Annotated in this window: 7 protein-coding genes; 6 read left to right on the top strand and 1 reads right to left on the bottom strand. The window is 46.0% G+C overall.

The window, feature by feature from the left end:
* Positions 1-100 precede the first annotated feature (100 nt).
* From QZ311_RS12450 to QZ311_RS09490, 4 genes are all read left to right on the top strand, one after another.
* A complete protein-coding gene (locus QZ311_RS12450) occupies positions 101-469 on the top strand; it encodes a DeoR family transcriptional regulator (RefSeq protein ID WP_363323602.1) in 369 nt (122 codons plus the stop codon).
* A gap of 929 nt (positions 470-1,398) precedes the next feature.
* Complete coding sequence (locus QZ311_RS09480; RefSeq protein WP_297067056.1) at positions 1,399-3,405, top strand: AIPR family protein; 2,007 nt, start codon at positions 1,399-1,401, stop codon at positions 3,403-3,405.
* A 30-nt stretch (positions 3,406-3,435) separates the two neighbouring features.
* Positions 3,436-4,101, top strand: coding sequence for a hypothetical protein (locus tag QZ311_RS09485; protein ID WP_297067058.1), 666 nt, complete (start codon positions 3,436-3,438; stop codon positions 4,099-4,101).
* Positions 4,101-5,795 carry a DEAD/DEAH box helicase gene (locus tag QZ311_RS09490; RefSeq protein WP_297067059.1) on the top strand — a complete coding sequence of 565 codons (1,695 nt, stop codon included), beginning with the start codon at positions 4,101-4,103 and terminating at the stop codon, positions 5,793-5,795. Before QZ311_RS09485 ends, QZ311_RS09490 begins: the two co-directional genes overlap by 1 nt.
* Positions 5,796-6,130: 335 nt before the next feature.
* On the opposite strand, the gene QZ311_RS09495 is transcribed toward QZ311_RS09490, so the two are convergent.
* Positions 6,131-8,773 (bottom strand): ATP-dependent Clp protease ATP-binding subunit, encoded by a 2,643-nt coding sequence (locus QZ311_RS09495; RefSeq protein WP_297067061.1) that lies wholly within the window; start codon positions 8,771-8,773, stop codon positions 6,131-6,133.
* A 420-nt stretch (positions 8,774-9,193) separates the two neighbouring features.
* Here QZ311_RS09495 and gyrA point away from each other — a divergent pair, with 420 nt between their 5' ends.
* Together gyrA and QZ311_RS09505 are read left to right on the top strand one after the other, a co-directional pair.
* Positions 9,194-11,833 carry a DNA gyrase subunit A gene (gene gyrA / locus QZ311_RS09500; RefSeq protein ID WP_297067063.1) on the top strand — a complete coding sequence of 880 codons (2,640 nt, stop codon included), beginning with the start codon at positions 9,194-9,196 and terminating at the stop codon, positions 11,831-11,833.
* Positions 11,834-11,907: 74 nt separating this feature from the next.
* On the top strand, positions 11,908-13,134 hold the full coding sequence (locus QZ311_RS09505) for a tetratricopeptide repeat protein (RefSeq protein ID WP_297067065.1): 1,227 nt from the start codon (positions 11,908-11,910) through the stop codon (positions 13,132-13,134).
* Positions 13,135-13,284: the final 150 nt, after the last annotated feature.

Genomic DNA, 13,284 nt, shown 5'->3' on the forward strand with positions numbered 1-13,284 from the left:
ATGGCTGATTGTTTTATTGGTGAATGGTCTATTGCTTATATCGAACTCACGTTAATTATTGATATGATTGAAAAAATGCTTTTTCTGCGGATCTAAAAATGTGGTCCGGAACGGTCTGAGAGGGCGTACCCAACGTTATAAATGCAAGGACTGTGGCCGTCGTTTTGATGGTGGTATCAGGCGAGATAAATCCAAGGTTATCAGTGACTATATAGAAGGCAAACAGACTCTGGAACAACTCGCAACCAAGTATGGTGTCTGCGAAAAAACTATCCGCAGGGATTTGGAAGGCATGCGGTATATCCGTAAGATTGCAAAGCACAAGGATGTAACCATACAGATGGATACAACATATTGGGGCGGGAACTTTGGTCTTATGGTTATCAAGGATGCACTTCGGAATGTTGTTTTATGGCACAAGTATGTGCGGCATGAAACAATCGCACAATATGTAGAGGGAGTAGAATAGTTGAAAGACAACGGGTTCAATATATACGGCATTGTGATTGATGGCATGAAGGGCTGCCTCAGGCATTAAAACCCCTACCTGTGCAGATATGCCAGTCTCATCAGATTCTTATTGTCCGCAGGTATCTGACTCAGGCCCCGGATATTTAAGCATCTCAGGAGCTGCTTAACCTCATAAACATTATCGCAAGGACAGATAAGGAAAGTTTCTGCAGAGCTTTCAATCAATGGTATGAGAAATACAAGGATATTGTCAATGAACGGATTCATGATAAACGGATCAAGCGCGCCACACCTCCATATATGCGACCGAAACTACGCAGCGTATACCTGAGCATAAAGCGTAACATGCCATTGCTCTGGACTTTTTATGACCATCCCGAAACAGGGCTTCCAAATACAAACAATGCGCTTGAGGCCGTTTTCTCCGACTTGAAAACAAAGGTCAGGGTTCATCGTGGAATTAGCGGGGAAAATAGAAAGAAACTAATAGATGAATATCTCAAAAGGCACTATTGAGACAATCAAGCCAGTTTGACTGCGGCCAATTTGATTCTGCATGGTTATCACCCAAAATGTCCACTTAGAATTTTTGCATTGCAATTCATCACCCAAAATATCCAACCTGCCTATTTCTGCCTTTCTTGGCATATTTTATACCTTAAGAATTACTTATGGTCCCGATTTGTATGAGTTTAATCCAGTGCTACATTTGTTTTAAAGTAAAGATACTGATTATGCTATTTGACAGGCGCGAAAAGTAAAAATAAATTATTATATGGATGAAGTTTTTTCGTGTCAAGGTAGTGTATATTTTAAAAATTTAATTTATCTTTGCTAAGGCTAAATTCACTTCTTTGGGAATTATGGATGAAAGCTATTAGATTAAATAACTACACAGATCCAATAAACTGACCAAATCGCCATATCATGGAAATCAAAGAGTTCGCACAAGACTTTCAGGAAAATATTAAGATGGCTGCAGAGATGAGTGGCGGTGACTACACTCAGGAACTCGCTTCCGCCATTCTTGAATACATTGAAGATAATGGGGAAGTTAATGCTCCTGAAATCTGCACCTTTCAGAAAACTCGTGCCAGATTGACGGCTTATGATTATAATGATGAAGCTGAATCTCTTGATCTCTTTTATCTGATAAAGGCGGAGACAATACTGGGTAAAGTCAACAATAGTAAAATTCAACAGGGATTCAATTACCTCATGTCGTTTTATCGTGAAGCGATGAATGAAACTTTGCTGAGAGCTGCCGATGTCAATAAAAACGATGAAATCGTAGAGGTTGCAAGGTTAATACAAAGCACAAAGGGTAATATCACACAACTGAGACTTTATGTTATTACAGATGGCATGACTGAGCCGACTGCGGTTCCTGATTCGATTGAATCTGAAGATGGCGATTCCGTTATTGAATACAATGTTTGGGACATACAACGTGTATTTCAACAGCATAATATTCGAGCTGGAAAGGAAAAAGTTGAAGTGGATTTTCCGACAGATTATAACACCGAGCTACAATGCCTGAAAATGAGCGATGACAATGAGTTCATAGACGCTTATATGGCGATTATACCAGGAGTTACACTAGCTAAAATATACAAGCGCTATCAGCAGGTGCTTCTTGAAAAGAATGTCAGAACCTTCCTGCAATTCAAAGGCAAGGTCAACAAAGGCATAAGAAAGACTCTTCGTGAAGAACCGGAGATGTTTTTTAGCTATAACAACGGAATATCGACAACTGCTTCTGAGATAGAACTGAAAGAAGTTGATGGATCGTTATATATAACTCGCCTTTACGACTGGCAGATTGTCAATGGCGGACAGACTACGGCTTCTATAGCTGCTTCTCTTTCGGACAAAGAAGTGGATTTAAGTAAGGTTTTTGTCCCCATGAAAGTAAGTGTGATTCGTGGTGAAGATAATGCTGACGCACTTGTAAAGGCAATATCCAATTCGGCCAATAGCCAGACAGCAATCAAAAATTCAGATTTCTCATCTAATGACACATTCTTGGTTGAATTAGAAGCCTTGAGCAGAAGTGAATGGGTGCCGAATGACAACAAGCGGCCAATTTGCAAATGGTATTTTGAACGTACGCGTGGACAATATTTGGATCAGCTAGCACAATTGTCTGGACTTAATGAAAAACGATTTAAAATAGAATATCCGAAAACGCAAAAAATAGGGAAAACATCTATTGCAAAGTTTTATTCTACATGGAAAATGCGTCCATTTGACGTTTGTAGAGGGTTAGAGGCAAACTATGCTTTGTTCGTTGCAGACGTTAAAAGAGAAAAACCGCTATTGTCTCCACGAAGCTATCATCATCTAATAGCAAAAGGTATACTGTTGAACACGATTGATTCGATTGTTAAATCCAAGCAACTAGGTGGATATAAGGCAGCTATGGTTACCTATATTGGAGCTTCTATAGCTTTCCTTTCTGACAGTAAGCTTAATTTGGACTATATTTGGGAGCACCAACGCGTTCAACAAGAAGTCGTCGATCAAATAGAAGCTTTGATTCCTTTAGTTTGGATGCATCTCACTACAAGCAGTTATCCAAGCGTATTGACATGGACCAAGAAACCAGAGTGTTGGAATCGTCTTAAACTAAAATTGGGCGATTATGACAAGTTTGATGATAGCCTTATGCAAGAAGAGATAAGTGATGACGGAGGCTGTCTTAACGAAGCACAGCGTGGCAGAATCCATGAGGCTGAAGGGTTTGAACCCGAATTTTGGTTCAGATTGGCTAACTGGGCAAAGACCTATGATCTTCTGACGCCTATTGACCGTAAAGCAGCATTTAATTTCGGTACAATGCGTTCTCGTAACAGGGGTATGAAATCTCTGAAACAAGCTCAATGCGCACTTAAGATAGTTGCAAAAGCTCGCGAACTCGGATTTGAAGGATAATTTCACCTAATAATAAGTCACCAGTAAATTATGGAAACATCATCTCTTCGTCAACGAGCCAAAAGGAAACTGATACGTGTTACATTTCCTGATGGCAAAGTGATTTGTTATGGTAATGTTACAGATACGTTCATTGCCGTACTGCGTGAAATTGGATCAGAACGTTTCCCGGATATAAAACTTGAATTATGCCATCTTCCGATGCTGACTCGTGAAGTATATCCTCGCTATAAGGAATGGATAAAACCAGTGTGTGACGGCTGGTATTTTAATGCTCAGTCCAATACAGACCAAAAATATATACAGCTACGCTCCATCAGTGATTCGTTGAATCTTGGTTTGAACGTGGAAATAGGCGAGGATTTTGAAAAACAAGATAATCCAAACAAGGCATGTGGGACAAAATCAAGGGGTAAACTGATGGTTAGGTTTTCTGATGGAGAATATATTGCCAATCAGAATACACTTGATACATTTCTAGAATGCCTTTGGAAGATGGGTATTGACGATATTATGCGAAAAGGAATTGAGTGGGGTGGGAAACCACTTATTACAAGCTATAAAGTGTCAAATAGGCAGGTTCAGGTCGATACAAATCGTTGGGCTATAATACCTAATACCACGAAAGATAAGGCAAAACTGCTTAGGGTGCTTGCTGTGCATCTGAGATTTAACATTGAGATAACGATTATTTGATGGATGTATCTCAGATCAAGCAGAACAACTTAGGTCTGCGGCTACATCAGGCAGAAGCTAAAAAGGAAATATTCAAAGCATGGGAGTCTAATGCATCGGTGATGCTTCAGATGCCTACTGGTACAGGTAAGACTTATCTTTTTATTTCAATTGTTAAAGACCTGTTAAGGGCTTACAAGACAGTTCGTAAGGAAATAAATATTCTTGTGGTTGCTCACAGAATGGAACTTATTGACCAGATTTCAGAGACACTTTCACGCTTTGATATTCCTCATGGTTTTATTCAAGGAGCAAGAGGACAACATTTGTGGAGACGAGTGCAGGTTGGGAGCATTATGTCGCTCCTTACCGAAAAGAACTATATGAATACTCAGCGACAGCGCTTTGACTATATCATTGTTGATGAGGCTCATCATTCCCTTGCAGATACTTATGTGCAGCTTTTCAATCTTTTCCCAGAAGCCAAAAAATTGGGAGTTACAGCTACTCCTTGGAGATTTAATCATGAGTCTTTTTTGAAATTGTACCAGACATTGGTTCAATCACGTCAGATTTCATGGTTCATTGAACATGGCGTACTTTCAGACTTTGATTATGTGTCCATCAAACCAGACTCAGAGATACAGCGTCTTGTTGACAGAACTAAGATTGCTCAGACAGGTGATTTTGTCAATGCGGATCTTGATACAATGTTTAATAGTATGCGTATCCGGTCAAAACTCTATGAATCATATGAAAAGTTTGCGCTGGGTCGTAAGGGTATAATATATGCAATAAATCGTACGCATGCTGCAAAAATTGCTGAATTGTATTCTAGGCATGGTGTGCATGCTGTTGCGATTGATTGTGAAACACCTAAAGATGAACGTCAATGTCTTATTACTCGTTTCAAGGCCGGAGATATTAAAGTATTGGTAAATGTTGATATTTTCACCGAAGGTTTTGATTGTCCAGATGTAAGTTTTATTCAGCTTGCCAGGCCGACGAGATCATTAGCTTTATATCTTCAGCAAGTTGGGCGTGGGTTGAGAGTATCGGAAGGTAAAGAAAAGACAATAATTCTTGACAATGTTGGTTTATATAATTATTTTGGGCTACCGGATGTCGATAGGAAATGGCAATATCACTTCAAAGGTCTGACAGATGTAGAACCGATTAACAACAATGTAATTGACGATTCGATATTACGAGAGCCAGAATATACCCTTATTGATGAATCGAAGTATGAGGAGGCTGATGAGCAGATGTTGGTAATACGTGGAACTCACCATGAAATAACTTCAGGTGCGAATTTGTCAGGTGATGTAAAGGGGGGACACAAAGCTCTTCCTATTGAAGAGTTTGAAATCGCAGATTATTATCTCGTAAGAGGCAATGAACTAAATTTCAAAATTTATCCTTTCGCAAAGAAGCGAGGAAAGCGAACAGAAGGAGTGGGCGGCTGTATGTATGAATATAATAGAACTAACAACCAGATAATCTTATGGAAAAATCCAGAACATAATGCTGCAATAATTAGAAAGGATACAAAGCTAAATGCGATAATTGCTTTTGCTGCAATGCTTCTTAAAATAGATATGTCTGTTGTTTATCAGATAGATAAGCTTGCACTTAGGTCTGGCAATGAGATAGGTGAAACTACGAGCTTGTTTGATATGTTGAAAATGCTCGGAAAGCTGCAGAAACAATATTAGTTTATAGCTTGGGTCTACCATATTGGTTGTCTGATTTCGAAGCAATGGGTGGGATTCTAAAGTTGAATTTTGGATAGTTCTGGAAATATGTCGGACCGTTACGACTATATTCAAGATGAGATAGATTTGCTTCAAGACCGCCTTGATGCAATGTCGGAATGGGAGGATACCTATGATGATCTGCACTTTTATGATAATGATATAGCCTGTGACGATGAGTGGTGAGTTGTTCATCGTTCGCGTCTGCTGGTTGTATTTATTATAAAAACATCCAGATACAAGCAAGGCTGTGTCGTTGGTTGCGACACAGCCTTGCTGTTTGATTTAGGTCGGGATTATTTATCTTCAGAAACGGTGGGGATGTCTGTTTTGCCCACTGTGTCCGTTTCGGGTGATTCGGATGGCAGAGTGCTGCCATTGATGATTTCGGTTGTGAGTTCATCGTTGCCCGGCGTGTATGTCACTCTGATTTCGTCGCCGGAATGCAGTTCGGATTCGATGATGAGTTCAGCCAGCTTATCTTCGAGATACTTCTGGATGGCGCGTTTCAGCGGGCGAGCACCGAATTGCGCATCGTAGCCCTTCTCGGCGATGAAGTCGCGGGCTTCGTTGGAGATGTTGAGAGTGTAGCCCAGCTCCTTGACCCGTTTGTTGAAGCCTGACAGCTCGATGTCGATAATCTTGAAGATGGCATCTTTCGACAATGGGTCAAACATGATTATGTCGTCGATACGGTTGAGGAACTCCGGTGCGAAGGCCTTGTTGAGTGCCTTGCGCAACACACCTTGGCTATATTCCTTGTCGTCGGCCGGACGCGATGTGAATCCGATGCCTCCGCCGAAGTCTTTGAGCTGTCGCGAGCCGATGTTGGATGTCATGATGACAACGGTGTTCTTGAAGTCTATGCGACGGCCGAGCGAATCGGTGAGCCGTCCTTCGTCCATTACCTGTAGAAGAAGGTTGAACACATCGGGATGGGCTTTCTCAATTTCATCGAGGAGCACGATGGAGTAGGGGTGTCGGCGCACTTTTTCAGTCAGCTGTCCGCCTTCCTCATAACCGACATATCCCGGAGGCGCTCCGACGAGACGCGACACGGTGAACTTCTCCATATACTCACTCATGTCGATACGGATGAGCGTGTCGGCCGAGTCAAACATGTATTCGGCGAGTTTCTTGGCGAGATGGGTTTTACCGACACCGGTCGGACCGAGGAAGAGGAATGTCCCGATCGGTTTGTTGGGGTCTTTGAGTCCGATGCGGTTTCGCTGGATTGCCTTGACGACTTTGTCGATAGCCGGATCTTGTCCGATAATGATGCTTTTAAGAGCCGGCGACATTTCTTTGAGGCGCTTGCCTTCGGCCTGAGCTACTCTCTGGACGGGCACACCGGTCATCATGGCCACTACTTCGGCCACTTTGTCGGCATCGACAGTCTCACGCATTGAGTTGAGCTGCTCTTCCCATTTTGTCTTCGCTTCCTGAAGCATTGCTTTGAGCTGCTGCTCCTTGTCGCGGTAGGAGGCTGCTTTCTCGAAATTCTGCGACTGCGCTGCCCGGAGTTTCTGAGCCGAGACTTCTTCGATGTGCTGTTCGAGCTGTTCGATTTCCTTGGGGACGGCAATGTTTGTCACGTGTACACGGCTGCCGGCCTCGTCCATGGCATCGATGGCCTTGTCGGGGAAGTTGCGGTCGGACACATAGCGCTCGGTGAGCTGTACGCATGCGTCGAGGGCTTCGGGTGTGTAGTTGACGTTGTGGTGCTCCTCGTATTTGTCCTTGATATTGTCGAGGATTATGCGTGTTTCCTCCGAGGTGGTGGGCTCGACCATCACTTTCTGGAAGCGGCGTTCGAGAGCGCCGTCATTTTCGATGTTCTTGCGGTATTCGTCGAGTGTAGTAGCGCCGATGCACTGGATTTCGCCGCGTGCGAGCGCCGGCTTCAGCAGGTTGGCCGCATCCATCGAGCCTGCGGCATTGCCTGCGCCTACTATCGTGTGGAGCTCGTCGATGAAGAGGATGATATCTCTGTTTTTCGACAGCTCGTCGAGTATAGCCTTGATGCGTTCCTCAAACTGACCGCGATATTTTGTGCCGGCCACGATTGAAGCCATGTCGAGCGACACCACGCGCTTGCCGAAAAGTATGCGCGAGACTTTGCGCTGGACAATGCGGAGAGCCAGCCCCTCGACGATGGCTGATTTGCCGACACCGGGTTCGCCGATGAGGACTGGGTTGTTTTTCTTTCGTCGGCTGAGAATCTGGGCGAGGCGCTCAATCTCGACATCGCGGCCGACGACCGGGTCAAGACGGTTTTCCTCTGCCGCAAGTGTCATGTCATTGCCATATTTGTCAAGCACCGGGGTGTCATTTCCGCGACGCTGGGCTGTGGATGGCTGATTGCGTTTGCGGTCAGACTGCGGAGCGCTATGGTTTTCAGGAGACTGGCGCGGGGGCATTTCGTCCTCGTCGTCTTCGTCGCCTGCAAACTCCGAGTTGAGTGCGGCAGGGATGTCAGCGTCGGCAGCGACAAGTCTGTAGAGCGCCTCGTAGGTTATGCCTGCGCGATTGAACGCCTCCATGAATTCAGAGTTCTGGGCATCGGAGTTGTGGAATATGGCCAACAGCAGATGAGTGGCGTCGACCTCGTTGCTTTTCAGCATTCGCGCTTCAAGCACGCTTAGTTTTATGATTCGTCCGGTAAGATCGCTGAGGCTCACCTCGTTGATGCCGACCGTTCCCTGATAGCCTTGTTCGGTTGCGGCATTGAACAAGGCCTTGTCAAGGTTCTCGCGCAACTCGTAGGCTGACATTCCTTTGGCGGCGCGGTCGACGAGGCGTGCGGGATTCCCCTCCATGTCTGTCAGAAGAGACAGAAGCAGGTGCTCAGGCATCACATAGCGGTTGTTGTGGCGAGCCGCCTGTTTTGGAGCATCGGAGATTATTTCTTTGAATTTTCTTGAATAAACGGTGTCCATATTGTTATTTTACCTTTCTTGATCTTGGTTAAGAGATGAATTGTAAGCCATCGAAGACCGGGCGATCGGGCGGTCGGCGGGCGTGTGGGAGAGAAGGTGGTGTTGTGGTTTTAGTCGTTTTTTGATGTGTCGGGCCACTGAAGCGTAAATATGATGATTGTCATAATGTGGCTGGCTCGGCTATGATTGATATAACAAAAACTGTGCCAAAGTCAGCCTTTATATTCTAATAACAATTAAAAAACATTTCTTGCTCTGCAAAGATACGATTTTTACAAAAAATTTCTTACCTTTGTCGGGAAAAATCCTTAGGATTTCATCGACTACACATTAATTATAAAGAAGAAAAAGTTTTTTCGAGGCCGTTTTTTCCGCATTGAATAATCTTCGGGGAATATCGGCCTCCGCATTGTAAAAGCTATGATTGAAGCAGACCGCATCATTAAAATCAATATTGAAAACGAGATGAAGAGCGCCTACATCGACTACTCGATGTCGGTGATAGTGTCGCGAGCCCTCCCTGATGTCAGAGACGGCTTGAAACCTGTCCACCGCCGTGTGCTCTTCGGAATGAACGAAATGGGCAATACGTCTGACCGCGCTCACAAGAAATCGGCCAACTGCGTCGGTGAGGTTATGGGTAAGTACCATCCACACGGCGACTCGTCAATCTACGGCACGGTAGTGCGTCTTGCACAGCCATGGGCCATGCGCTACACCCTTGTCGACGGTCATGGTAACTTCGGTTCTGTCGACGGTGACGGTGCAGCCGCCATGCGTTACACCGAAGTGCGTCTTGACAAGCTCGGTGAAGAAATGCTCGCTGATATTGACAGTGATACGGTGGACTTTCAGCGCAACTATGATAATACGCGCGATGAGCCGGTGGTTCTTCCCACCCGTTTCCCCAATCTGCTTGTAAACGGCGCTTCAGGTATCGCCGTAGGTATGGCAACCAATATGCCGACACACAACCTCGCTGAATCAATCAACGCGTGTGTGGCATACATCGACAATCCCGAAATCGATATCGAGGGACTGATGAAGTTTATCCCGGCTCCCGACTTCCCCACCGGTGGTACGATTTATGGCTACAACGGTGTGAAAGAGGCTTACGAGACAGGCCGCGGACGTGTTGTCATCCGCTCGAAAGCAGAAATCGAGGTCGAGGACAATCATGAAAACATAATAGTCACCGAAATCCCTTACGGTGTTAACAAAGCCGAGCTCATCACTTATATAGCGCAGCTTGTAAACGACAAGAAACTCGACGGAATCGCCGACATCAATGACGAGAGCAACTACAAGGGCATGCGTATAGTCATCAAGCTCAAGAGCGACGCCAACGCGAGTGTCGTGCTCAACAAGCTCTATAAGATGACTCAGATGCAGGCATCGTTCAGCGTCAACAATGTCGCGCTTGTCAACGGACGCCCCAAGACGCTCAACCTCAAGGAACTCATCAGTGAGTTCGTCAGCCACCGTCATGAAGTGGTCATCCGTCGCACTCAGTTTGAACTAAACAAGGCTCAGGAGCGTGCCCATATTCTTGAAGGACTTATCATCGCCTCGCAGAACATTGACGAAGTCATCAAGATCATCCGTGGCGCTTCCGACACTCAGAATGCCCGCGAATCGCTGAAGGCACGTTTCGGCCTGACTGATCCTCAGACAGCTGCTATCGTCGAGATGCGTCTGCGCCAGCTCACCGGTCTCGAACAGGATAAGCTCCGCAACGAATACGAAGCTCTTGAGAAAGAGATAGCCCGACTCGAACTTATCCTTTCCGACGAACACACCTGCCGTGAGCTCATCAAGGGTGAGCTTATCGAAATCCGTGACAAGTATGGCGATGCCCGCCGCACGGATATCGACTATACCGCAGGCGACTTCAACGCCGAGGATTTCTATGCCGATGATGACATGATCATCACCATCTCGCATCTCGGCTACATCAAGCGCACACAGCTCAGCGAATTCCGCGCACAGAACCGTGGCGGAGTAGGCGCAAAGGGTTCAGACACACGCAACGAAGACTTCATCGAGCATATCTACCCGGCATCGATGCATAATTATATGCTCTTCTTCACACAGAAGGGCCGTTGCTACTGGCTCAAGGTCTACGAGATTCCCGAGGGCGCGAAAAACTCGAAGGGTCGTGCCATCCAGAACATGCTCAACATCGAGCCTGACGATTCAGTCAAGGCATTCATCTGCACCAAGTCGCTTGGCGATGCCGATTTCGTGCGCACACACAATCTCGTGTTCGCGACCAAGAAGGGCGTGATCAAGAAGACACGTCTTGAGGCTTATTCACGTCCGCGTGCACGTGGCGTCAATGCCATTATCATCCGTGAAGGCGATGAGCTGCTTACAGTTGAAATGACCGATGGAAACAGCGAAATCCTTCTCGCCAACCGTAACGGCCGTGCCATCCGCTTCCCCGAAAACAAGGTGCGTGAGATGGGCCGTATGTCGGCCGGTGTTCGCGGCATGACTCTTGACAATGATGACGATGAGGTCGTAGGCATGATATGTATGCCGGAAGGCACTGCCAACGATGTCATGGTGCTGAGTGAACGTGGCTATGGCAAACGCACTCCTCTCGACACAGAAGTGACAAATGAAGCAGGAGAGACCGAGAAAGTCCCTGTCTATCGTGTGACCAACCGAGGCGGTAAGGGTGTCCGCACCATGAATATCACGGAAAAGACCGGTCGCCTTGTCGCTATCGAGAGCGTCAATGACGACAACGACCTTGTGATTATCAACAAGAGCGGTATCACTATCAGAATCCATGTGGCCGACATCCGCGTGCAAGGCCGTGCGACACAGGGCGTGCGTATCATCAATCTTGAGAAACGCAACGACACTATCGCGTCGGTATGCTGCGTCGATTCCGATCCGGAGGAAGAAGTCGAGGAAGTAGAGGCACAGGAAGTTGCCCCCGAAAATCCTGCCGACGGAGTTCTTGTTTTCGATGATTTGGAAGAAGATGAGATTATCGAGGACGACGATATTGATGAGGAAGATTCCGATATCAGTGATGACGAGGCCTGACCTCATCGGGAAAATCAGGTAAAATAACAATTCAGAATTTAATAATTTAATCCCCTAATACTAATAAATCTATTATGAAAAAAATCTGCGTCTTAACCGTGGGACTTCTCACCGCAGCTTCCATGACCGCACAGGTGGCCGTGGTTAAGGAAGCCGAGAAAGCATTCAAGAGCGTTGATAGCTATGCAGCCTATCAGAAAGCACTTCAGGCTATCACACCTGCATTTTCAAATTCTGAAACCGCTAAGGAAGCCCAGACCTATTGGATTCCCGGTAAGGCCGGTTTCAAACTCTACGACGATCTTTTCGCCAAGAAGACTTTCGGTCAGGATGTAAACATCATTGACATGAGCAACGCTCTTCTCGACGGCTACAACTATGGAATGAAAGCTCTGGATGTCGATACCGTTGTTGACGCAAAAGGCAAGCAGAAGACTAAATTTTCAAAGGATATCGTGAGCCAGATAGCCGGTCATGCAAATGACTTCCTCAATGCCGGTGCGGCTTATTGGGAAGCTCATGACTACAAGAAGGCTTATGAGGCTTTCAATGACTACCTTGAAATTCCCGCCAATCCCCGTCTCGGAAAGAACGCGCCCGCAGCACTTCCCGACTCAACTTCTACACAGATAATGTACAACTGCGCGCTTGCCGCATGGCAGGCCGAGATGCTTGACAAGGCAGCCGCAACTTTCGACGCTCTTCTTGCTAAGGGTTATGACGACCCGAATGCATACGACTATGCTTATAGTGTGGCCTATCAGATGCAGGACGAACCCCGTAAGCTCAACTATTCGCAGCTGGCTCTTGACAAGTTCGGCACTTCAGATCCCAAGTTCCTTCAGCGTGTTGTCAACAGCTACATCGAAAGCAAGGATTTCGACAAGGCCAAGACCATGCTCAGCAATGCAATTTCAGCCGATCCCAACAATGCTGCCTACTATCTCTCGCTCGGCGTGCTCCTCGAACAGCAGAATGACTACAAGGGTGCGAAGGAAGCATATATGAAGGCTGTGTCTATTCAACCGGAAGGTGCTCTCAACAACCTCTACTATGGCCGTATGCTCGTGCAGGAATACAATGACCTCGATCAGGGTGCTGCAAACATGTCACAGCAGGAATACAACAAGTATAACTATGAGACCATGCGTCCCATCATCCTTGAGGCTGTCAAGTATCTTGAAAAAGCTTATCAGCTTGACAACGAACAGACAGATGCCCTCCGCTATCTTAAGAACATCTACTATGTGCTCAACGATGGCGACAACCTCCTCCGTGTCGAAGGTCTCCTCGGCAAGTAATCTTTCTGTCAAATCCACAGTCGAGTCTCCGCATATGAGATGTCCCGATTCAGTTCGGAGGACATCGCGGACTATGTGACTGCCGATTATAACCGTTTGAGCCGTGGCACGATTCCGGATTGATAATCATATTACCGGACAGTGCCACGG

Source organism: uncultured Duncaniella sp., assembly GCF_910578445.1.
GTDB lineage: Bacteria > Bacteroidota > Bacteroidia > Bacteroidales > Muribaculaceae > Duncaniella.